Raw genomic sequence first — 23,532 nt, forward strand, 5'->3', positions numbered from 1 at the left:
TCGCTTTACGTCGATGCTAAAACGGATGGCGTGTACGAGTAAGTGTAGACGGCTGCGTTGTATATGTAAACGCCTCCAACGCGATTGTCTCCAACGCAGCAGTCGTAGACAGCTAGATTGGAAGCAGGAGAATGGTGCCGTTCCATTTTAGAAGTGACCGATGACGTTACAAGAGCGCTTTATCCGCAACCTGAGGCGGTTTCGCGAGGACCTCAATTGGACTCAGGAACAACTAGGCAGCGCGATGGGGTCCGACAGAACAGTAATCGGCAGGTACGAGCGCTCCTCGTCGCGCATGAATCTTGAGCGCGCGGATGAACTGGCACGAGCACTGGGAGTGGATGTCCGAGCCCTGCTCGAATCGCCAACAACGGGACCGATTGTTCGCCGCCCACCTGGCGGCCCAGTCAGCAGTCGCCAAGTCGGCGCGAAAGTGAAGATGATGCGAGAAGCCGAAGGGATTACGCAGCAAGAACTCGGTGAGCGTATCGGAATGGACCGTAACCATATTTCGCGAATCGAAGCGCAAGGAGACAATGTAGCGGCCCTCCAGCTATCAACGCTTGAACGGCTAGCTGCGGCACTTCGGGTGAAGCCTGTCGACCTTCTGTGAGATTGTCCCCACGGCACGGAGAACAGGCCCGCCATTTTCGGCCTTCCAGCTTTCCGAGTCGCTGCATAAGCGCGCCTGGCAATCAACTCGGGCTCGAACTATGGCGTGTCCGCGTTCTCCCGCGCGATACGCTGGGTAGCCCCCCTTCAGTGGGAATCCGCAGCGCCAATAAGGGAGGGTCAATACCTTGCTTTACGAGCCGCGCCGACACAACGTCGTGCCTCCACCGCAACATGCATTTGTCGAAAAGCGAGGCACGCGGTGGCAGCAGCCATGGGCGGTGTTTTGCTCGCAACACTACGGTTCGCACGGAAAGATTAAGGACGTCAGCTAGTTCTTGGGAGGTCGAGGTAGGTCTGGCGGTCGCGCGATTCGATTGATGTCGTCACAAATCTACCGCGGCGTATTAGCCCAGCTGATACCGCACATGGAGCAGCACCCGCGTAGAGCCCCGTTCGACGGGGCGCCGGCGGTTTGCAACAAAAAATCCCTACCGGACGATAGAGGCGCTCTCGCAGCCTCTTGCAAGCCTGCGCTCCGGTCTTTGCGCCAGCCGACGTGGCCGTGTCCCTAAAAAAGGTGCGGCGCGTTCTAGAAAGCAAAAAGAAAGCTAAGGGTGGTCTTCATGTTGAAAGTTGGGCGCTCCGCTGCCCGGGCCGGACCCGTGGCGGCCAGGTCATGCGCCACAAGGTGACTGAATTCCGACCGCCGCCGTCTAACTCGTTTGGCGCCCTCACCTTCCCTTCTCAACACGGTGATTTAAGTTGCTGCAAAATACGCATTTGCGTCCTGACGACATTCGACGGGCTCGCCACCTCCGCCAAAGCTAGACGAGGCAATGTGATTCGCGAAATTGAAATTCAGGTAGTTGAGTCGCTCGTAGACGTCGACGCGAAGGAGTGGAATGCCCTCGCTGGCGCAAACCCTTTCGTTCAGCACGCGTACCTGTCCGCGATGCACGATACCAAGTGTGCTTCGAAGCGAACTGGGTGGCAGCCACATTACCTCCTGTTGATGCGTGGTGGCTCTCTCGCGGGCGCCATGGCGCTCTATTTGAAGGCTCATTCCAGGGGAGAGTACGTGTTTGACCATAGTTGGGCGGACGCCTTCCAGCGGCATGGTCTGCGGTATTACCCGAAGCTACTCAGCGCAGTGCCTTTTACGCCAGTGACAGGGCCACGCCTGCTTGCAAACAATCACGATGACCGGGTGCTATTGGCACGAGGCGCAATCCAGTTGGCACGTCAGATGGACGTGTCCTCGATACATGTGCTCTTTTCCGACGAGCGAGACGTCGCCGCCGTGACTGATGCAGGGTACATGCTACGAGAAGGTGTCCAGTTTCACTGGAAAAACGACAGCTACGCGAACTTCGACGCGTTTTTGGCCACAATGAACCAGCAAAAGCGCAAAAAAATAAAACAGGACCGTCGACACGTCGCAGAAGCCGGCGTCTCCTATCAGTGGCTGCGCGGGACTGAGATTGATGCTGAAGCATTGGACTTCTTCTACTCGTGCTATGAGAACACATACCGTGAGCACTGGAACCCGCCGTACCTGACGCGGGAGTTTTTTGGTCTCATCCATGAGGCAGCGCCGGAAAGTTTGTTCCTTGTCATCGCAGAAGCGGATGGGGAGCGACTCGCGTGTGCGCTCAACATCATTGGCGACAACGTCATGTACGGTCGGTACTGGGGAACTCGTGAGTTCGTCTCGGGCCTGCACTTCGAGACCTGTTATATGCAAGGCATCGAGTACTGCATTTTGAACGGCCTGGACGCGTTCGAAGGCGGAGCCCAAGGTGTTCACAAGATGTCGCGCGGCATGCTTCCGACGCCCACTTGGTCAGCACACTGGATTGCGGACGACCGGTTTGCTCATGCCATCAGTGAATTCCTGGACGAAGAAACGTCAGCAATGGACGAGCATATTGGCGAGCTTGAGGCACACACGCCTTTTAAGAGCCGAGCTTAGTCTTATCGCGCTTTTTTGGGGCCTGTGCTGTCTCCTTCCAATGACGAGCTTCCTGTTGGGCTGCCTCCAATTGCTTCCTAAGGTCCGACTCCATCTCCACCGCCTGAGATTCAAGTTGCTCCAGCCGCGCCTCGAGGAGGGCCGCCTCCGCACTCGCATCTGTAATCTGCTCGCGCAGTCGGGCCTCAACGCTCGAGCCTTTCACGCGCTTAACTGCACGGACGTAACACTCCCACGAATAGTCACCTCGATGGTCGAGCGCGCTCTTCATCGTTGCCGCCAAGTTCTCCCATGTAAGAGCGATACCACGGCTCTTGAATGAAGCAATAACCTCATCAGCAGTGTTATCGCCAAACAAGCGCTTGAAGGAGTGCAATCCGGCCCCTAGCGGCGCACCGACTGCCCGAAAGGCGTCGCCAAACTCTGCTGAGATGTGCGCTGGAGTGAGCGGAGTACCATCAGAAACGTTCACAAATACAGCGCTGCACTGCTGCGCGCCCGTCAGCAGTAGTCTCTTCATAATTCGCGCCCTACCACCGTTGATATAAGTGTTGACCATTCGACACCAAAGGAGGCTGACCGGCTTTTTAAACGCGTTACCGGACTTCTGTGTCGACGGCCTAATCAATAGCGTTGTCTCTCCGTTTGCAGCGGCGTTTTCGATGCACTCGAGAGAAAACAAGTCAGTCGTCAGGCTTAATAGCGCATTTCGTCTCCAGCCGGTGTACTGCGCCAGTCGCATCAATAGCACATTTCGCTCGGCCACATCCGGCCCCCGATTCTTCCGAAACCATGTAGTCAATGCGTCAGCGTCTTCTTCTGTTGCCCAATATTGGTCATCCGAAATGCGAGAATTTTCGCCCACACTTGGAAAGCATTTCGGGTGCATCCGTTTGTCGGGAAACGATTTCCCAGCTCGCTTCGCTTCCACAATGACACTCTGAATCCGGTATTCTTTTCCCTTCCCAATCAAGTTCTCGCAGAGCCTTGCTTCTTCCTGCGCCCAACAGCAAAACGCGTAGATAACTCTAAGCCTGTAGTTGGATGTTCTCTGTGACGACAAGTCGTTTCGGACTCGCGGGTCTTTCTTTGTGCGCTCATTCAGCCAGTCACGGAAAGACTCGAGCCTCTTGTCGTTGAGCTCATTCCACGTGATTCCAAACTCGTTCAAAAACAACGAAAGTAGCTGCAACGCGCGAGCGACTTCATCGATGCCAGAATCGTACGACAATGAACCAGGTCGCTGGTATATCTCAAGCAGTTCCCTTGCCACGTATTGTGCGTAATGATTAAACGCGTCAATGCGTCGGAGCTTGGCGTCGCGATACATGGGTATTCTCCGACCTCCTCGGAAGCGGACCATACGCATGCATGGCTCAATCTTCCTCGTAAGTCTTCGTGCGGGCAGCCTTACCACGTTTGCAATGGCTGTCTCAGAGTAGTCGAGCGCAACCCTAAATGCTTGTTCGTCGTCCGTCTTTTGCTTCATTAACGCACTCCTTTATCAAACTGGCGTTACGTTATTACACCTGCCGCTAGCATCTCGTTGGCGCTTCCGACGACTACAGTTCCAGCGGCGGAGCGCGATGTCGCCATTGCAACTGCGTCTGAAGAGAGAAAGCGAGTTCGCGCCAACAGAACGACCGCGAACTCGACTCTTGGTTGAACGGCGTCTAAAAACGACGTCGCATACCCAAGGCGCAGTGAAGATAGTTCATCGCGTCCAACCTTCACGTCGCCAACACCATCGAAACGTATGGTCATCGCCAGTTCCCGCACCCTTCCCTCGTCGTCAAACTCTATGTACCCGCGTTTCAAAACATCAAGGACTTGTCCGCGGGCGCCCCGAAATAACCGCCGTCCGAAATCTTGTCCTTCCCAAATGACCATGTCTCCAATCGTTGCAAATTGTTGACGGGACAGTGCGGCAAGCGGACACGGTAGAGATTGGTACTTTCTGGCATCCAAATTCTCAACGTGAAACTGGCGATTTATCAAATTCCCCACGCGTCGCGACATAGTGACGAAGAGCGAGCTTCCTACGGAAGAACACAATCTGAATTGTCCACAGGCTACGTCGTACCCAGTTCGCAAGTCATTTACCTCAACGCAGAGACGAGTAAAACCGCTTGCGCCTCCCATCGAGCACTGCAACCCGTCTGAGTTCGACTCTTCATGCGTGGTCTTCGACCAACGGTGAGGAGGAATATTCCTGCGGCGGAGTGTCTGCTTGCCTCGACTGGGTTGCGCACTGTCGATGATGTTTGCCTGGAAGTGGGGCTCGAGCCTGCAAGGCGCATAGCACAAGAAAACGACCCGCATCACGCGCTCTAAACGGCGAAGAAGACCGTGCGTCACGGAGAAACTCAGCGTCGACGCGTCGTGGACTAGAGCAATATCGAAGCCCTGCGTAGCCTCTACCCCTAAGGCCAACACCTCTTGAACAGAAAGCAGCGCTTGTCCTGCTGCCCCCCGCCCCAATCGAGACGATATGCTATCGGAACTGAACAGGTGGATGGTGCGCCGCATTGCCGGTGTCTTCACGTTCAGCCAGACTCCTGACCGTTCACCAAACATCACTATCTGAAGAGAGCGTGCTTCATCCCGCTCTTCGAGAGCAAAGCCCTCTTCGAAGATATGTCTGGTAACACGTCGGCGTGCGAGCACATCAGAAATAGAGTCCTCAAGAATGGAAGCGCCCTGGGCTTGGAGAGTCGCTTCTCTCACCCGATTTTGCTTCCTCACGTGTCCGCTTCGCACAGACTCTTTGATTGCCTTATCGGCAAGCTTACCGGTGCCGAGTAGGCGCGAGATGCGCTTAGTAGCCTCAATTTGAGTGAGCCTCAGCTCGCCTTGGGCCGCAGCGTCGTTGAGCACCTTGATGCAAGCCCATCGGCACCGAAGGTGCGAGTTAGAGTCTACATTGAATAGGCTTGTAGCCACGCGGTCGACCGTCGCCCAGCGGCTGAAAAGAAGCAGTAAATATGGGTCTTCCGCAATCCTCGCAAACGCATCATGCCCCCACATTTCGTATGCTTTCCGCACGACCGATTGAGGTAGTTCATGCTCTGTTGCATGGCGTCCTATTTCAACATCGGCGTTGTAGTGGGTCCATCCGCGTACAAGGACGTGTGCCTGACGAATAGTCAAGGCTTTAGCAGTCAACTCGTCGACTCTTCGGTCGTTCAGCAATTGGTAGAGCCGGGAGCCTTCTTTTCGCCAGAGGTCGGAAATCGCGGCGCGACCAACACCGACAAAGAACGGGTGGTGCTCAACAAAAGTCACAATCTGGTCGAGTTCTGGCAGTCCGCGAATTACCTGGCAGGCTTCGAACTGCGGACCATAGGCGGAATCGACATACGTTCCTTTCGCCTCCAATACCTCTCCAAGCCAAGGCGCGTCACGCATTACACAGTACGAAGCACGGACCCGAACGCCTTTAGATGTCGATTTGCTACGAAGCCTGAAGATTGCACCGCCGAAGGCTCCTTCACTGGTGATTCTAGTAACGACGCCGGTGACACTGAAGGTATTCATCCCGGAATCCATATGACGTATTCCTCGAGGTAAGAAAGTCTCGCCAGCTTTCGCCGCAAGGCATCAGCCTCGGCTGGCGAAACTCCCTGCGACTCCACGGATGGTCGCAGCGCCCTGGCCGGATGCGACCGGCTAGGCATTGGAGCCGAATTGCGTAATCGCTCATCCAACTCATCAAACACCTTGCGGATGCCGTCGTTGCTGCCAACCGTGGAAGGAGAAATGTCAAAAGTTTTGCAAATCCTGGAACGATTGATTTTGCCAAACTGATTTAATGGCATCGATTCTAATGGCGTGCGTTTAACCCAGTCGGATAGCAGTTGCGCGGCCTTCTCACCTTTCTCTTGATTCGAGATAGTGCTCATAGAGCTTTCCTGAATTACATCGATTGCAAAGGAGCTATCTTTCGCGCAATGCTAGATAACTCAGCGTTTCGCTTTTCGAGCTTCTCGATACGCCCCAGTAGTTCCTCTTCATTGCTCCGGCGCGTCTTCTTCTCGCGCTCAATCTCTACTTCCATGACTGCAACTTCATCGAGCAAAACCGCAATTTCCGTCTCCTGTTGCTGGATAAGCTTGCGTTGCCACGAGCGCTCGCCTAAAAGGCGATTTATCAAGTCGGCTTTATTTGCGCGTAGAAGTTGATGGTTTGCCCGGGCCTTCAACGTCCGAAACATCTCTTCGACCAGAAGTCGCGATGAGAGATGAGTAGTTCGCGTCATTGCCGACCTACTTGGGCCCTTGAAGTCCAGTCCCTCTTTCTGCCTTACGAAGCTCGAGTTCCGAGTACCGTCCCAGTCGCAGAATGCGTAGATGTTTGTCGGGAAGAATTCAAGAACGAGCTCGCCTCTTTCGTCTCTTGCAGGCTGACCGTCATCTTTAGCCTTCCACGGTATCGCTCTACTCCAGCGACGAAGGACGCCCAATTTACGGTCTATTTGCTCCGTTACTCGGCGCTTTTCGGTGACTGATACATGCTCAGGCATGTGACTTCTCCCTGAATACGATAGGCTTCCAACCCTTCACTAGCCGCCCCATCATTGCCTGCATCTCTGCAGCGGTATCCAATTCCTTTTGTGCGATGGCCTTGAGCCCATCTGCCGCATCTTGAGCAGACAAGCGGAGTTGCATCGGTCGTTTTGCGTCGTTCGCGGCCTTCGTCAGCTCTTCAATCTCCTTCTCTAACGTCGAACGGTGATTGCACGTAGTGATTGCGTGGATACAGTCTGCGCACGTCTCTGCGCTGGCCGTCTCGGGACTTATGCGTCCCTCTTCTTGGTTGTAGCAGTTCGCTTGCCGCTTTGTCTTTTCAGCAGAGCCGGCCGCGCAAGACGTGTTCGCTTTTGGTTCTGTAGCATACCCCTCCTTCTCAGCCTCTTCGCGAGTTAGCCTCGCTTTCTCATCTATGGATGCTTCGCGGAACGACGCATTAGCTTCAAGCTTGCGTCCAATCTTGGCCACGATTCGTGCGAACTGGCCGCTGACGCTTTCCCCTTTGAGAATTTGTAGAATCTTGTCTTGAAAGTAGGTTGACCGTACGTCCTCGAATTCGTCACGGAACCCGGCGTCATCTGCGTCGATAGCAGCAAAAAGGCTCTCGATGCTCCGAGCATCCTCAACATCTTTGCCGTCGGTGACGTAGACTCGCGTCGTTTCCAATGTGAGATGACAGAGGTGTCTGCTGAGAGCCATTAAAACAGGGTGGTCATGTCGATACATGTAGATAAGCGCGAAGCAACGCCGGTAGATGTGCGAAGCACTGACCTTCTCGACTGAGACATCTAAGTCCGCGAAGAACAGCTTGGCCGCAGCAGCGAAGTTGAACATGTTCGGCTCACTCTCGAACCCGGCGTGCGAGAAATGGCGCCAAACGAATAACTTGTCTTTTCGAGCGTCGGCAAGTTCGCCTGCAGGTGCCAACGCGTCGGTTCCAAGGGGACGAAACGTCTGTCCAAGTCGCTCGAGTACATCAACGGCGCGTTCTACGATTTCGTTTGCCCACATAGACGCGTAACGCTGGAGGGTCTTTTCAATGTATATGTCTAGATACGACCCACCACCATCAGTTGAGGGAGTCAGGCAGCCGCGATACAACCCGTATGGCACGCGGTACCCAATCACTTCCTCACGTCTTCGGCCGTGATTGAAAAGGACAGCAATTGCACAAGAGAATTGCAGCTTGAGAATAAAATGCCGCAGGCTATGTTCGCCGTCCCGCGCAAGTGCCCGCAGGCCGTCAGGGAGAGCGAATCTCTCAGCGATTGCTTCGTGCGTAGCCAGAACCTGGGAAGTCACCCTGTCGGAGATGGCTTCCGGAAAGAGGTCCGCTGGGTCCCATAGCTCCAGTTCTTTGCGCGCCGCCTCGCAGAGCATGACGATGCCGTCCGCGCGCACGTGGACCCACATGAGTGCCTCGGTAAATATAGTGACTACGTCTTCAACACCTAGGTTCTCAGTTCGAGGTTCGCGATGACTGCCTGTATACAACGCTCGGGCGCGGGCCTGCGGTGACTTGAACGGCGGGTGTAGGAAGGAATCAAAGCCCTCGATGAGCGCGCAGCGGTTGAGGAATTTGAAGTGCAAGTACAGGCTGTGAAGCGTGACCTTAGGCGGGTCATTGTCATCGGCTACTGTTCTACTGGAGCCCGCAAGCTGCGCAATGCGCCGCACGACTTGCCGTGGAAGCTGACTGCCCATCAGCGGCAGACGCAACTCAGAGCGAAGAACATCCATGTTGCAGGTAAATTTGTCCGTGTGCCCACTTCCTTCTAACGACTTTGCGAGCTTAACGTCTCCTGCTGCTCGCTTCAGAAGCAAGTCAAGTCGCTTATCGTATTCCAATACGTCCCACCATCCACCGCGGCCCAGTTCTATGGCAAGTTCCTTGAGAAGGTTCGGTTCAACGTTTTGCAACTTGTAGCGAGCGCGTGAGAACATCCAGGCTATTAACCGGACGAAATGGTTTATCGTTCTTACGGCTGCAACGCGGACATTTCCCTTGTCGCAAGCGTGACAGTCCTCATTTATCAGCACCTTTAATGTTGCAAATAAGTCTGGACGCTCGGCGAGAGTGATGACCTTATGCGCACTATTTCCTCCTGAGACATCGATTTTCATCCGTCCATCAAAGACAACCTGCACATCCGGATTGCTGACGTCAGCGTCAGCCACATCAAGCCGAATCTCAGCGTCGTCCCAAGCGCTTTTGTATCTTTTGTGTCGGCTAGCCTCGAAGAAATCCCTGCCAGCATTGATAGTTTGGTGCTCCTCGCCGCCAATCGACATCGCTTTACGAATAGTAATCGCTGCTCTTCGCCGATTCATGGAACCCTCCTTAGCTGAAGCTGTCCAGCACGCGCCAGTCTTCAAAGCCCGCAACTGTATCCCGGGGTTTCGCACTCAAATATCGAATTCCTTTCGTCTAACTATGTAGGAGAATGGACTTTCTTTGAGAAGCCTATGTAACGCAGCACAGAAAACTATTCTCGCCAAGTGATATTCCAAAAATCTATTCTCGTTGAAAGAAATTAAAAATCTCAAATTTTTTTCGTAAAACTTTTGTTGATAACAGCAATGGATGGCGTCGCTTTCCGTTATTTCGAGGCGCATCTCACCGATTGATGCCAGCCACGCGTCGGCTGCACTATCGCTCTTTTCCGCTGAGTGTGGCGATAGGGGAAAGAGCAATCGCCTCGCAGCCTTGGATTCTTCGGTATTATCTAGTTGCTTTCGGCCGGTCACCCACAAAATCGATTTGGCTAAAATTCGCATATATCTACGGATATTTGAGTCGTGTAACTCAGCCTGGATTCTTCCCCTAATATAACGAGCCGTAGTAGCAAGGCTCGCGTGACCAGCGCGGATTTGGGTGGCGACAATATCCCCACCTCCGGCGACGTAAGTATAGTTGAGCCGAAGGTTCCGATAATCGCGTATCGTTATGCGGGGAAGATTATTAGCCTTGAGGAATGCCAATAAAGTCCTATCGAACCGAGGCAGATTTGCAATCCGAGGCCCGTCAAATTTGAGTCGCATAGGGCAAAAAACTGATTCGGTTCTGCGTTCAGCAAACAAATCAACGTTTTTGTTATGCCAGAGAAGTAATTCTATTGCACGGCAGGCTAGTTTATCATCTGTTCGAGATTCAATTTCCTCTATTTCTTCCTGTTGAAGTTGATTCGTTTTTGTCTTAATGCCGGTCATTCGGTAACCACTTCCCGTCTTCCGGATTCTGCTTGGGCTCAGCGTCGCAACTGTTGAGCCGTTCCAACCGGTCGTAATCGCCAAGATTATGAAGCAAGCAATCATGGAGCTATGCGTAAGGTAAAACTGCGATAACGCTACGTCGAAGGCATAACCGGCTGTCGGCTCAAACCCATAATTCGACAAAAAAACAGATAGTCCAAAACCTCTATTCTTGGATGTGCCATGAGAGAACATTTGCTCGTTATGGACAAACGATAAAAGAAACCAGTCTAGAGCGTCCTGCGGAAGGCGCTGCATTGTGTCGTAGGAAGGAATAATACCGTTCCTATAACCCTTCAACAGTTGACGGGTTACCGTCGAAGGGGGCCCTCCCGAGAGGATGGCATCCATTCGTTCCACACATTCTCTTTGCTCGTTAAGCACCTGCTCGCAAGCAATAAGATATGTGTCCATTTGGGCGCGGATTTGCTGGGTCGCCTTATCGTAAGCTTCGCTATCGTCCGACGCTGAAATGAATTTCAAGGAATCAAGTAACCCTCTTTGGGAATCATCTCGCTGAAGTTGGTCTGCATCTTCCTTCTTCTGCAAAACGACCTGTTCGCTTACCGGGGACGCGTTTCCTTCGGTGTGGTCCGACTCTTTAAACGGGTGACATCGCACACCGTAAGCCGCGTCGGCGAAATACTGGCCGCTCTTGAGATGTGCCAAGCTAAATCGCATGACTTTCTTGAACGAATTAAAATAATCGCTCCGACTTTTGAAATTGGGTAAAAGACTGTCTGCCAGGGCAAAGAGCCGATATACGTGGCTTGCTTCTTGAAGAACTGCGGGCGTCGAGAGAAGCCGTCGGCCCTCTTCAACCGCCGAGACGCGAGACAGCAGTGATGTAAATCGATAAAAGTCCACGCCAAGAAGCGGGTCCGGTGCACCCAATAGCGCCTCTGAAAGTAGTCCGCCTGCTTTGATTCCGAGTACGTCTAGGTTGACTACCCTCAGCGAGCTGGTTTCAATTCCGTTTACCCTCGCGCGCGTGGTTACCTCAAAATAGTTGCCATGCGCCGGCAATCTTTTAAGCGTTAAAAAGTCAGAAGCCGCTTCAGCCACGCTCATCCCGTCACTAAGAGGACGCGGACATAACGACAGTGCCTTAGCGAAAGCCCGGAGTCTTTTCGCCTTATCCCGGCTGTCATCTGAAGTTAAATTGCTTACGTGTGAAAGGAGTTCACGAAGGTCTTTAGAACTGATGTGCTCAGGCGGCTTTGAAAGCATCCCTCGTCCGAACTTGCTTTCCAGTGCTGTCCGTAGTGCGCCACTGACCCGGTAGAACATGATTTCAGGCAGCACGCGCGGTAATGCATCTAGCGCAAGCCACAGAATGCTCTCAGACGCAATTCCTGACTCGCCGAGACTAACACACCGCGTTGTAACTTTCCGTAATCCGTGCTCGACACGGACTGACTGCAAGACGACATCCATTATTCGCTGGGTCACCGGCGTAACTCCAGCCTGTTTCCTGGCACAAAAGAGCGCACAGATAACGGTTGGCGAATTTCCGCGCCAAAAGTAACCTTTTCCGGTGTTTCACTAGGCTGCATGCCTTTACCTCCTGCGCCATCCCTCACTTATTGAGTTATAGGCCGTTCGTTCAGTAAGTCAAGTTAGGCCATCCTACATAAGCGAAAGTACTCGCCGCGCGAATGCGACTTCAGATAGAGCGGCATCGCGCCGGCGAGCTGCCCGCCGCGCTTGAGCAGCAGATGCTGGGCGCGCCAGCCGGTGCGCGCGATGGCGCAGCGCGTGTCCTGCAGCGCCGAAAGGAACGCGTGACGCACGAACGGATTGTCGCCGGCGAGGCGGTTCCAGTCGTCGGCGCTCACGCCTTCGAGCGTATCGACCACATGTATTTCGACATCGCGATTCAAGAGGCGTCCTCGCTGGGTGATCCGAAGCGCGGCGCCGTCGATTCATTTAACGGAGCGCGCCGCGAAGGGCCTATTCTCGCGCAAGTCGAAAAAATGCGCCGTCCGCTTTGGCGCGAAGGCTCGCCTCAAAGCGGTGCTCTCGGCGATAATGCCGCCAACTCAACGCGGTCCCGCTCGCCATGCCGTGGTTTCTCTACCTGATCGAATGCGCCGACGGCAGCATCTACACCGGCATCGCGACCGACGTTACCGCACGCTTCGAAAAGCATTCGAGCGGCAAGGGCGCGCGCTACACGCGTTCGAGAAAGCCGCTTGCCGTGCTGGCGTCGTTCGAACTGGCCGGGCGCTCGGAGGCGTCGCGCGCGGAATACTGGGTCAAGCGGCTCTCCGCGATGGAAAAACGCGCGCTCGTCGCGGGCGTGCGCACGCTCGACTCGGTGCTGCCGGCGCGAGAGGAAGACGCGTCGCCGGAGACACCCGCCTAGCGTACCGAACGCACCGGACGCATCAAACGCAAAAAAGCCGCGCGTGCCCGGATTGCCCGGAGCACGCGCGGCTCTTTGACCCGCTCGACGAACCGCTTACTTCTTGTAGTTCGCGACGCCGTCGGTGATTTCCTTCAGTGCGGCGTCGGCGTCTGCCCAGCCTTCGACCTTCACCCACTTGCCTTTTTCGAGCGCCTTGTAGTGTTCGAAGAAGTGCTTGATCTGGTCTTTCAGGTACTCGGGCACGTCGTCGATGGACTTCATGTGCGCCGTCATCGGGCAGATCTTGTCGTGCGGCACGGCGATCAGTTTCGCGTCGACGCCTGATTCGTCCGTCATCTGCAGCATGCCGAGCGCGCGCGAGCGCACGACCGAGCCTGCCAGGAGCGGGAACGGCGTGATGACAAGCACGTCGACCGGATCGCCGTCGCCGGAGAGCGTCTGCGGAATGAAGCCGTAGTTGACGGGATAGCGCATGCCGGTGCCGATGAAACGGTCGACGACGAGCAGGCCCATGTCCTTGTCGGCTTCGTATTTGACCGGATCGCTTTGCGCAGGGATTTCGATGATGACGTTGAAATCGTGCGGAAGGTCCTTGCCCGGGGGTACGTTGTTGAAGCTCATGAGCGCTCTCTGAGAAAGTTGAGGTTCTGAAGCCGGTGACGCGCACCGCGCGACGCGCGAACGGGACGCATTGGAAATGAAAATGCGCGAATGCGTCATTATAGCCAATCGGGATTTGGGTTCGGACGCGTCCGATGGCGCGATAATCGCCGGAAGCGTCGGACGAAGAACCGCTATTAGGAGACACGCATGGAAGAAGCAAAGCACTTCATTGGCAACCGCTGGGTCGCGCCGGCGGTCGGCGAAACGATTCCGGTCGTCGATCCGTCCGACGGGCAGGTGTTCGCGCAGCTCGCGCGCGGCAACGCCGCCGACATCGACCGCGCCGTGCAATCGGCGCGCGCCGCCTACGACGGCGCCTGGGGCCACACGAGCGCCGCGGACCGCGGACGCATCCTCGCGCGGCTGTCGATGCTGATCGCCGCGTGCCAGGACGAGATCGCGCAGCTCGAAGCGCGCGACACCGGCAAGCCGCTCAAGCAGGCGCACGCCGACGCGGCGGGCATCGCGCGCTATTTCGAGTTCTACGCGGGCGCCGCCGACAAGCTGCACGGCGAAACGCTGCCCTACCAGACGGGCTACACGGTGCTGACGATCCGCGAGCCGCACGGCGTGACCGGCCACATCGTCCCGTGGAACTATCCGCTGCAGATTTTCGGGCGCAGCGTCGCGGCGGCGCTCGCGGCGGGCAACGCGTGCGTCGTCAAACCGGCCGAGGACGCGTGCCTGTCGCTCTTGCGCGTCGCCGAACTGGCCGCCGAGGCAGGCCTGCCCGAAGGCGCGCTCAACATCGTGACGGGCTACGGCCACGAGGCGGGCGCGGCGCTCGCGCGGCATCCCGGTATCGATCACATCTCGTTTACCGGCTCGCCCGCGACGGGCGCGGCCGTCACCAAAATGGCCGCGGACAACCACATCCCGGTCACGCTGGAACTCGGCGGGAAGTCGCCGCAGATCGTCTTCGCCGATGCCGACATGGACGCCGCGTTGCCCGTGCTCGTCGCGGCGATCGTGCAGAACGCCGGCCAGACGTGCTCGGCGGGCAGCCGCGTGCTGATCGAGCGCGCCGCCTACGAGCCGCTCGTCGAGCGGCTCGCGCAAGCCTTTTCGGCGCTGAAGGTCGGGCCGAGCAGGCTCGATCTCGACTGCGGGCCACTTATCAGCGCGAAGCAGCAGCAGCGCGTGTGGGATTTCCTCTCCGATGCGCAACACGACGGCATCGCGATGGCCGCGCACGGCGAAGTCGTCGCAGAAGCGCCGGAAGCGGGTTTCTATCAGGCGCCGACGCTCCTGCGCGATGTCCCGCCGACGCACCGTCTCGCGCGCGAGGAAGTGTTCGGCCCGGTGCTCGCCGCACTGCCGTTCGACAGCGAAGACGACGCATTGCGGCTCGCCAACGACACCAACTACGGGCTCGTCGCCGGTATCTGGACGCGCGACGGCGGCCGTCAGATGCGCCTTGCGCGCCGCGTGCGCTCGGGACAGGTGTTCATCAACAACTATGGCGCGGGCGGCGGCGTCGAATTGCCGTTCGGCGGCGTCAAGCACTCGGGGCACGGCCGCGAGAAAGGCTTCGAGGCGCTCTACGGCTTCACGGTCCTGAAGACGATCGCAATCAAACACGGCTGATCGGGCCGGCAAACAAGGAGACACCATGCGACTGCAAGGCAAAACGACCATCGTGACGGGCGCCGGCTCGGGTTTCGGCGAGGGCATCGCGAAGACGTTCGCGCGCGAAGGGGCGAACGTCGTCGTGAACGATCTGAACGGACCCGGCGCCGAGCGCGTCGCGAGCGAGATCGCGCTCGCGGGCGGACGCGCGATCGCGGTTCAGGGCGACGTCACGAAGCGCGAGGACTGGCAGACGCTCTTCGATGCGGCCATCGAGGACTTCGGCAGCGTGCAGGTCGTCGTGAACAACGCGGGCACGACGCACCGGAACAAACCGGTGCTCGACGTGACCGAAGCCGAGTTCGACCGCGTCTACGCGGTGAACGTGAAGAGCCTCTACTGGAGCGTCGAGCAGTTCGTGCCGTATTTTCGAGCCCAGGGCGGCGGCGCGTTCATCAACATCGCGTCGACGGCGGGCGTGCGGCCCCGCCCGGGCCTCGTCTGGTACAACGGCAGCAAGGCGGCGGTGATCATCGCGAGCAAGGCGCTCGCGGTCGAACTCGGGCCGGACCGCATCCGCGTGAACTGCATCAATCCGGTGATGGGTGAAACGGGGCTCTTGTCCGAATTCATGGGCATGGAAGACACGCCCGCGAACCGCCAGAAATTCCTCGCGACGATTCCGCTCGGGCGCCTCTCGACGCCGCAGGACATCGCCAACGCCGCGCTTTATCTCGCCTCCGACGACGCCGAGTTCATCACCGGCGTGAGCCTCGAAGTGGACGGCGGACGCTGCGTCTGAGCGTGCGCCAAGCGGGCGCGGCAGCGCGCCCGCGCATCCGTGTTTTCCCCGATCAATTGAGCTGTCTGGCGTCCATCCGAGCGGCTAGAATCCAGCAGCATCGGGCGCTTTCTTGCAAAGCGCTTTCTACTAAAAAATCGAGGAGACAACACATGACCAGCACCGCACCGCCGCTGCATCGCCCCGGCGCAGGCGCGCCTTCCGCCTTCGAGGAAGCCACCTATCGCAAAGTCGCGTGGCGGCTTTCGCCGCTGCTGCTGCTCTGTTACGTGGTGGCGTATCTGGATCGCGTGAACGTCGGCTTTGCGAAGCTGCAGATGAGCGCCGACCTTGGTTTGTCGGATGCCGTCTACGGTTTCGGCGCCGGCATCTTCTTCTTCGGCTACTTCATCTTCGAGATTCCGAGCAACGTCATCCTGCACAAGGTCGGCGCGCGCGTGTGGATCGCGCGGATCATGATTACGTGGGGCATCATCTCCGCGCTCACGATGTTCATCACCACGCCGACGATGTTCTACGTGATGCGCTTTTTGCTCGGCGTCGCGGAAGCAGGGTTCTTCCCCGGCATCATCCTGTATCTCACGTACTGGTATCCGGCGCACCGGCGCGGCCGCATGACCACGCTGTTCATGACCGCGATCGCGCTCTCCGGGCTGATCGGCGGGCCGGTCTCGGGCTGGATCATGAAGAGCTTCGACGGTGCGAACGGCTGGCACGGCTGGCAATGGCTGCTGTTGCTGGAGGGCATTCCGTCGGTCGTCGTCGGGATCATGGTGCTGATGCTGCTCGATGACCGCATCGCGAAGGCAAAGTGGCTGACGGCCGAGGAACGCGACCTGCTCGAGCGCAACATCGCGGCGGATAACGTCGAGAAGGAAGACATGCCGATCGGCAAGATCCTGTCGAGCGGGCGCGTATGGATGATGAGCCTCATCTATTTTTCGTTCGTGATGGGGCTTTACGGCGTGAGCTTCTGGCTGCCGACGATCATCAAGGCGACGGGCGTCACGGATGCCTTGAGCATCGGCCTGCTTTCGGCGATTCCCTATGGTGCGGCGGTGGTCGGCATGCTGCTGGTCGCGAGAAGCGCCGACAAGCGCGGCGAGCGTCGCTGGCACATCGCGATTCCGGCGGTGCTCGGCTCGATCGGACTGGTGTTGTCGGTGATCTGGGCGAACAACACCGCGCTCGCGATGCTCGGCCTGACGCTCGGCACGATGGGCATTCTCACGACGCTGCCGCTGTTCTGGAGTCTGCCGACGGCGTTTCTCGCAGGAACGGGCGCCGCGGCCGGCATTGCGATGATTAATTCGCTTGGAAATCTCGCTGGCTTTCTGAGTCCGTATCTCGTGGGATGGCTCAAGCAGGTCACGGGATCGAATTCCAGCGGGATGTATATGCTTGCCGGGTTTCTGATTCTTGGCGCAGTGCTCGTGTTAAGTGTGCCGGCTCGGATGGTCAATCGGTAAGGTTCGTGACGGGTTTTTTTAAAACGTCGGATGCCTTCGTGCTTCTGGAGAACTTGCTTTGCCGTGGCCTACTAGTTCTGCCCCGGACAGGGGCGTCATTTGTGTAAGCTCGCATTCCACGCAAGCGTTGCCAGGTAAGGCTTCCAGCGGATGACCCTGTTCCAGGACTGATCAAAACACGTCCCGTGTGGGGAGCCAGCGGGGAATTCGCGGGAGCTTTCTAGGAAGCCCACGTGTTACCGGCTCCGTTTAATCTTCCGCTGCCCCTTCGGGGACCTCCTGCACGACACGCCGTTTGCGTATCACGACTACCGCCGTCCACGTTTCCGGTGTCGTGATTTTTCCGGCTCAGAATTCGAGAACGGTTTGCTGTCCATCAAATAGAAAAAGACGCCTATTCGCTGTCCGCAGAAGCTTCGAACTCTAAAAGTTTGAGAAGTTCGTCATCGGACGGATGGAACTCCAAAGCAACCGGCAGCGGACGAAACAGGTCAGGCAATTCTGTGTCTCCGTACATAAAGCTATCTGTGTAAAACTGGGTGATCCGCTTCAATTCCGGCAGCAAGTCGATCATTGATACATTATCTGGATCATAGCCGTTCCGAATCTTTGCAAGCCTTGCCAAATTATCGACGCATTGGTCACACCCGCTGTTCAGTCCCTTGACCCAGAGATGAAAAGCATCAATCTTGTGACCTTCCATGTCGGCAAGCCGGCCGAGACCGGCGTACGCGTTTGCATTGCCCTGATTCGCCGCACAATCGAGCATTGCTTTAGCCAATGAGCGCAATTGCTTTGATCGGGCAATTATGCTCCTGCCAACTAGCTCCATCGCATTTGGACTCCCTCTGTCAATTGCCTGCTTCAGAAGGTAATACATCATTTCGTCGTCTCGACCATATAGATACGTGGCGTATTTGTATGCGGCGATTGGAATTCCCTGGCGAACAAGCTGTTCAAGCTGTCGGGATGCGTTCTGTCGCGACTGGCTCGAACTTGGGAAACGGATCGACCAAATCGAATCGACATAAGCGGCCTTCCAGCTTCCGGCATCGACTGCCGTTTTTAACAGATCATCGCGTTTCTTCCGATTAGTCTCACTCAGCCAGAGCTTCTCATCGGCGTCGCCCTGCTTCGTATAGCGAACAAATTCGCTGAATTTACCTTTGGCCTCGTCCGCATCCAGTGGCGTATAGTCCACAGCATTGCGACATACAAAGGGACGTCCCTTGAACGCGGATATCAACATAGTGTCCGATTCATCGGCGCTTGCCCCGTCCGATGGGGTCGATTGGTTAAACTGGTCGAGCCGGCTATCTGCCGCATGCACGGAAGATAGCGGTACTGACAATGCGAGAATAAAAGAAACAATTTTTGAAAAAAATCGCATGTTTAAATGTTCACAAAAAATTTACCTGAAAATCGGCGACTCGCCCCGGTAGCGTCTCAGAAAGTCCGGCATCGGTGGTTTATTGGTCGACGGGCTAATGAAAAAAATGCTGAAATACACCATTCGCTGTCGCTCCGAAACTTGCGCATGCCGAGCAGAGCGTCGAGGCCCGGAATGAGACGAGGATCGTTCATCACGAGCTGTGGCATCGTTTCGCCTTTTCTGAAGCGGCGCGTCGCGTCATAGGAAACGGCCGCGAATTGCTTCACGGTCCAGAGCCCGTCCTGCGGACATACTTGCCCCGTGCGGGCAACCGTCCCCAATGGCACGCGCTCGTCCTTCGCGCTTTTGGCAGGGGCAAGGGGGAATCCCGTCGCAGGGTCGAGGTTCTTTTCGCGCGCAAGACGTTCAATCAGCTTGTCGTCGGGCTTTTGCGGCGGCACGGCCGCAGCCTGTTCCTTCGCCCACTGGAATGTGCCGTCCCACGCGGGCAAAGGTGCCGGTGGCAGCGGTACGATTTTGTCGATATCGGGGACTTTGGGGTTCAGACCTTCGTTACTGTCGAGAAATTTACGGATCACTCTGTAGCGGCGCGAGCGTTCGGGATCGTTCGGAACAGCAAGGTAGTACAGACGATCATCCGGTGGGGGACCTTTGAAGCCATTTTCCAGAGCCCACGCGGCCTCACTGTTTCCCGCCGCCACGCCCTGCTGGAAAGCCTTGACTGCTTCGCCGTAGAACTTTTCTGCCGCACGACCTATAGCGTTGGAGGTCGCGGCTTTGCCATGTCCCTGATCCGCTGAACACCGATACATTTGCAGCGCAACTTCCGGTGCGGCGTCGATCGGGAACAGTTTTTCCGCGAGGTAATACTGCGCATCCGGGCTGCCCAGATCCGCTGCCTTGCGGAAATAACGCAGGGCCGTCTCACTATTTTGCTTCAGGCCGTAGCCGAGTTCGAGGTAGTGACCGATATCGTAATAGCCGGCCGGCACACCCTGTTTCACCAACTGGATCGCCAGATCGACTGATTCGTTCGGTGCGTTCGGCGAATCAGCCAGCCCCGTCGATACCAACTGCTGAAGGTTGGTGTTGGCCTTGTAGTGATCGTGGGCCGCCGCGATCCGGTAATACCGTGCGATATCGCCGAAGTCCTTCGGGCCGTCCTGCTTTTGCAGCCAGCGGGCGTATTTGAACAACTGGTCCGCATCGGGATCGAGCGGCGGCAGATGGTCAGCCTCATGCACGCAGGTAAAGGCGAGATTCGCGCGCACGGCGCTCAGATCAGGGAGTGAGGCCAAGGGATTCTCCTTTGTACAGGCGCAGGCAAGACCTGCCAGCAGGGCGATAAGAATGCGTCGTCTCATGGTTCAATCCGCGTAAGCGCGATTAGGCGAGGTACGCAGGAAACCCACAAGGGACGCCATCGGAGCCTGCTTTCGGCTCTGATTTTTGGTGTTCTGGGAAATGACGTAGCTCCACGCGAGATACGCTTCCGACACGTCATCTTGCGCCCCCCGATTGTTCGTATGAAGCGCCCACATCTGTTTGCGCAGCGCGCGCGTCACGCCGCCATGCTCATGGCAGATATTCAGTTCGCTATCGACTTCCATGCTGCGCCGGTTGACATTGGCCGAACCGTGCGTGGTGAACACATCGTCAACGATCATCAGCTTCTGGTGGATGTAGACGTAGTCCCACGCCTTACCGGCCGGCGCGTCCGGGGCGACCAGGGTACAGACCAGCACTTTCATGCCGGGCATGTCCTGTGGCGGCACGAGATCTCCCTTCTCCGTCACGCCTTTCGGGCTGAGGTCCGCCACCCGGCGTTGCTCCTGCCTTATCTTGTCGAGTTGCTGCTGTATTTCAACCTGCCGGGTCTGCTCGTCCTGAAGGTAGTTCCCAAGCCCTTGCGCCTCCGAAAAACTCGCGCCCTGCTTCAACAGGCGCTGGACGGCCGCCTGCTCGCTGGCAAGCTGCTTCTCCAGCGCCTGTGCCTGCGGTGAAAGCTGGTCGCTCTTCTCCAGCTTCTCGACGCCAGGCATCCGGTCGCCGTATCCGAGCGCGTCGAGCATCTGGTAGGTGCTGACCGTGCCGAGCCCAATGCCGTCGTCGTTCGAGTTCGTGACCACGAACAGATAGACCATGCCGTGCTTCGCCGGATTGCGTCCGCCCGCTATCTGCGCATTGACGTTCTTGCGCAGCTTGTCGGCCACCGGCATATACCGGAAGTACTGGTTTTCGATGTAGACGAACTTCGTCGTGTTGTTCACCGCCTGAAGGTACAGCGAAGAGATGTCCTTCGTGCCGCCGTTGCCGTGCTGTGACTGCGTGCGAAGAACCTGCGCCATGACCGGCGTGCCGTGTTCAGGACGCAGCTTCAGCCGGCACGCCAACATCGCCCGTGCCGGGGTGATGCTTTGGCCGGTCGCGTCGTCCCAGGCCTGGCAGAAATTGCGGTCCAGGTAGTCGACGATCGGTCCTGTCACGAAACCCACTACGCCTCTTCGACGTAAGCCTTCAGGGTCCATTCGCTGTCCCTCCGAAACTTGCGCATGCCGAGCAGAGCGTCGAGGCCCGGAATGAGACGAGAGTTGTTCATCACGAGTTGGGGCATCGTTTCGCCTTTTCTGAAGCGGCGCGTCGCGTCATAGGAAACGTCCGCGAATTGCTTCACGGTCCAGAGCCCGTCTTGCGGACATACCTGCCCCGTGCGGGCAACCGTCCCCAACGGCACACGCTCGTCCTCCGCGCTTTTGGCCGGCGCAAGGGGGAATCCCGTCGCAGGGTCGAGGTTCTTCTCGCGGGCCAGTCTTGTGACCAGCGTTTCGGCGGGCTTTTGGGGCGGCTGAGCCGCGTCTTGTTCCTTCTGCCACTGGAACGTGCCGTCCCATGGCGGCAGTTTCGTCGGCGGCAGCGGCACGATCTGGTCGATGTCCGACACCGTGGGATTGCGGCCTTCGTTGCTGCCGATGAATTTGCCAATCAGCTTGTATCGACGTGCTCGCTCTGGATCGGCAGGCAACGCCATATAGTTAAGCGGATCGGACGGCTGCGTGTTGAATCCATTTTCCAAAAAAGAAGCAGACTCGGCATCACCAGCCTCTACCCCTCGTTGAAATGCCCGTACGGCTTCGGCATAGAGTTTGTCTGTCTTTAGATCTATGCCCAAATAACTGGCTGCCTTGCCAAGTCCTTGATCGGTCGCACACTTCATCATCTGTCTTGAAATGTCCGGGGCGCGATCTCGTGGCGAAAGCAAGTCCCCAACATAATATTGGGCGTCGGGATCACCCAGATCGGCCGCCTGACGAAAATACTGACGCGCTTTATCGGCGTCCTGCTCAACGCCATAACCCGTTTCAAGGTAGTGGCCCATGTCGTAGTAGCCCCAGGGTATGTCAGCCTTGATTAACTGTATCGCCAGACCAACAGCTTCCGAAGGCGCGTCGGGCGAAGATGCCACACCATTCTCCAGCAAGCCCTGAAGATTGTTATTGGCTTTATAGTGTCCATAAGCCGCCGCGATCCGGTAATAACGGGTTATCTCGTCGTAGTTTTTCGGGCCGTCCTGCCTGTCCAGATAGCGCGCGTATGTGAAAAGTTCATTGGCAGTCGGATCAAGGGACGGCAAGTGATCGGCCGCGTGAACACATGTAAAGGTCAGGCGCGCACGAACCGCAGCCATGTCAGAGGGGGAAGGCACAGCGTTCTCCTTGTTCGAACAGGAACACAACAATGACGCCAAAAGAATTAATAGAGATACTCTCGGCATAGACATCAGTCCAACTGGCTTTTTAGCGTTGACGTACGCGAGAATCCAATGAGCGAAGCGATGGGCGGCAACCCAGATTTCTGATTCCTCGCATTCTGATCAATGGTTTTTTTCCATGCCATGAAAGCATCTTCTGGCGAGTCCGATGCTCCATCCTTGATTCCTTTTGTATGGATATTCCACAAGCGCCGGCGCAATGGCTGTGTCACGTCCATCCGCTCATGACAGATGTTCAGCTCGCTATCCACTTCCATGCTGCGCGTGTTGATGTTCGCCGAGCCGTGCGTCAAAAACACGTCATCGATAATCATGATCTTGCTGTGAATATAAACCGGCATCCAATTGTCACCTGGCGAATCGGGCGCCACCAGCGTACAGATGTGAATTTTCAGACCGGGGATGTCCTTTGGCGTAAGCGGTCCATTGCGCCCCTGTCGAGCGTCATCAAGTTTCTTCTGTGCAGCCTTCTGACGCGCCGCAGCGTCCGTTCCAGAACTCATCCGGGCGATCGCAAGTTCATTCACCGCGCTCATGACGTCGTGCTGTTGCTGGATATCCTGATGCTCTTTCGCCATACCGGACATGAGGTTTGCCCGCCCAAGACTATCGAGCATCTTGTAGGTACTTACCGTGCCAACACCCATCCCGTCATCGCTTGAATTGGTCACAACGAAAAGATAAATCGACCCGTGTTTTCCGGGATCGCGGCCCCATGCGACTTGCTTCGCGGCAGCTTCCTTGATCTTTTTAGCCAGCGGTTCCCAGCGGAAATACTGGTTCTCGATATAGATGAACTTCGTCGCGTTGCACGCCACCTGAAGATAAAGCGACTTGATATCCTGCTTGCTTTCCTGAGACTGGGTGCGCGTAATCTGCGCCATGACAGGAATTCCAAAGTCAGGGCGCACCTTCAGACGGGCTGCCAATGGCTTGCGCTTCGTCAGTAGATCAACCTTTGCATTATGCTTCCACGCGTTACAAAAATTCGCGTTCAGGCATTCCAGAATCGGTCCCGTGACAATGCTCGACATATCCTGACGCGGCGTTTCTCCGTTGCGTCCAAAGCGCGCATTCATTCTGGCATAGCGATGCGCGTCATCGTCCCAATATGCGTCGAGCGTATTG

17 protein-coding genes and 2 pseudogenes are annotated in these 23,532 nt (G+C 56.7%); 6 read left to right on the forward strand and 13 right to left on the reverse strand.

Annotated elements, in window-relative coordinates; all coding sequences use genetic code 11:
• Positions 1–160 precede the first annotated feature (160 nt).
• Both QCE48_RS11300 and QCE48_RS11305 read left to right on the forward strand, forming a co-directional pair.
• Complete coding sequence (locus QCE48_RS11300; RefSeq protein WP_309787760.1) at positions 161–613, forward strand: helix-turn-helix transcriptional regulator; 453 nt, start codon at positions 161–163, stop codon at positions 611–613.
• 840 nt (positions 614–1,453) lie between these two features.
• Positions 1,454–2,587 (forward strand): GNAT family N-acetyltransferase, encoded by a 1,134-nt coding sequence (locus tag QCE48_RS11305; protein ID WP_309788346.1) that lies wholly within the window; start codon positions 1,454–1,456, stop codon positions 2,585–2,587.
• Here the strand turns inward: QCE48_RS11305 and QCE48_RS11310 are convergent.
• The 7 genes and pseudogenes from QCE48_RS11310 to QCE48_RS11340 all read right to left on the reverse strand — a co-directional run.
• Entirely contained in the window at positions 2,571–3,917 is a 1,347-nt protein-coding gene (locus tag QCE48_RS11310) for a hypothetical protein (protein ID WP_309787759.1), read from the reverse strand. The genes QCE48_RS11305 and QCE48_RS11310 overlap by 17 nt on opposite strands.
• A 185-nt stretch (positions 3,918–4,102) precedes the next feature.
• Positions 4,103–6,124, reverse strand: a complete 2,022-nt coding sequence (locus tag QCE48_RS11315) for a helix-hairpin-helix domain-containing protein (protein ID WP_309787758.1) — start codon at positions 6,122–6,124, stop codon at positions 4,103–4,105.
• On the reverse strand, positions 6,121–6,489 hold the full coding sequence (locus QCE48_RS11320) for a hypothetical protein (RefSeq protein WP_309787757.1): 369 nt from the start codon (positions 6,487–6,489) through the stop codon (positions 6,121–6,123). Before QCE48_RS11320 ends, QCE48_RS11315 begins: the two co-directional genes overlap by 4 nt.
• A gap of 14 nt (positions 6,490–6,503) precedes the next feature.
• Positions 6,504–7,109 (reverse strand): hypothetical protein, encoded by a 606-nt coding sequence (locus QCE48_RS11325; protein ID WP_309787756.1) that lies wholly within the window; start codon positions 7,107–7,109, stop codon positions 6,504–6,506.
• Positions 7,102–9,447, reverse strand: a complete 2,346-nt coding sequence (locus QCE48_RS11330; RefSeq protein ID WP_309787755.1) for a hypothetical protein — start codon at positions 9,445–9,447, stop codon at positions 7,102–7,104. Before QCE48_RS11330 ends, QCE48_RS11325 begins: the two co-directional genes overlap by 8 nt.
• A gap of 75 nt (positions 9,448–9,522) precedes the next feature.
• A complete protein-coding gene (locus QCE48_RS11335; protein WP_309787754.1) occupies positions 9,523–11,673 on the reverse strand; it encodes a hypothetical protein in 2,151 nt (716 codons plus the stop codon).
• A 338-nt stretch (positions 11,674–12,011) separates the two neighbouring features.
• A pseudogene (locus tag QCE48_RS11340) lies at positions 12,012–12,251 on the reverse strand (peptidogalycan biosysnthesis protein); the annotation flags it as partial.
• A gap of 179 nt (positions 12,252–12,430) precedes the next feature.
• Between QCE48_RS11340 and QCE48_RS11345 the strand changes: the two are divergent.
• A pseudogene (locus QCE48_RS11345) lies at positions 12,431–12,700 on the forward strand (GIY-YIG nuclease family protein); the annotation flags it as partial.
• Between the two features lie 132 nt (positions 12,701–12,832).
• Here the strand turns inward: QCE48_RS11345 and ppa are convergent.
• Positions 12,833–13,360 carry an inorganic diphosphatase gene (gene ppa / locus QCE48_RS11350; protein WP_309787752.1) on the reverse strand — a complete coding sequence of 176 codons (528 nt, stop codon included), beginning with the start codon at positions 13,358–13,360 and terminating at the stop codon, positions 12,833–12,835.
• A 189-nt stretch (positions 13,361–13,549) separates the two neighbouring features.
• Between ppa and QCE48_RS11355 the strand changes: the two genes are divergently transcribed.
• The 3 genes from QCE48_RS11355 to QCE48_RS11365 all read left to right on the forward strand — a co-directional run bounded on the left by QCE48_RS11355 (position 13,550) and on the right by QCE48_RS11365 (position 17,242).
• Complete coding sequence (locus tag QCE48_RS11355; RefSeq protein ID WP_309787751.1) at positions 13,550–14,989, forward strand: aldehyde dehydrogenase family protein; 1,440 nt, start codon at positions 13,550–13,552, stop codon at positions 14,987–14,989.
• Between the two features lie 25 nt (positions 14,990–15,014).
• On the forward strand, positions 15,015–15,773 hold the full coding sequence (locus QCE48_RS11360; protein ID WP_309787750.1) for an SDR family oxidoreductase: 759 nt from the start codon (positions 15,015–15,017) through the stop codon (positions 15,771–15,773).
• 152 nt (positions 15,774–15,925) lie between these two features.
• The gene (locus QCE48_RS11365; RefSeq protein WP_309787749.1) at positions 15,926–17,242 is read left to right on the forward strand and encodes an MFS transporter; all 1,317 of its coding nucleotides are present in this window, start codon (positions 15,926–15,928) and stop codon (positions 17,240–17,242) included.
• Between the two features lie 394 nt (positions 17,243–17,636).
• On the opposite strand, the gene QCE48_RS11370 is transcribed toward QCE48_RS11365, so the two are convergent.
• The 5 genes from QCE48_RS11370 to QCE48_RS11390 form a co-directional block, all read right to left on the reverse strand.
• Complete coding sequence (locus QCE48_RS11370; RefSeq protein ID WP_309787748.1) at positions 17,637–18,632, reverse strand: hypothetical protein; 996 nt, start codon at positions 18,630–18,632, stop codon at positions 17,637–17,639.
• A gap of 56 nt (positions 18,633–18,688) precedes the next feature.
• Positions 18,689–19,999, reverse strand: a complete 1,311-nt coding sequence (locus QCE48_RS11375) for a sel1 repeat family protein (RefSeq protein WP_309787747.1) — start codon at positions 19,997–19,999, stop codon at positions 18,689–18,691.
• 3 nt (positions 20,000–20,002) lie between these two features.
• Positions 20,003–21,130, reverse strand: a complete 1,128-nt coding sequence (locus QCE48_RS11380; RefSeq protein ID WP_309794141.1) for a phospholipase D-like domain-containing protein — start codon at positions 21,128–21,130, stop codon at positions 20,003–20,005.
• On the reverse strand, positions 21,130–22,407 hold the full coding sequence (locus QCE48_RS11385; protein WP_404983207.1) for a sel1 repeat family protein: 1,278 nt from the start codon (positions 22,405–22,407) through the stop codon (positions 21,130–21,132). The genes QCE48_RS11380 and QCE48_RS11385 overlap by 1 nt, the downstream gene beginning before the upstream one ends.
• Before the next feature lie 5 nt (positions 22,408–22,412).
• The coding region (locus QCE48_RS11390) for a phospholipase D-like domain-containing protein (protein WP_409014661.1) at positions 22,413–23,532 on the reverse strand (1,120 nt) is incomplete at its 5' end.

It is taken from the genome of Caballeronia sp. LZ024 (genome assembly GCF_031451455.1).
Lineage (GTDB): Bacteria > Pseudomonadota > Gammaproteobacteria > Burkholderiales > Burkholderiaceae > Caballeronia > Caballeronia telluris.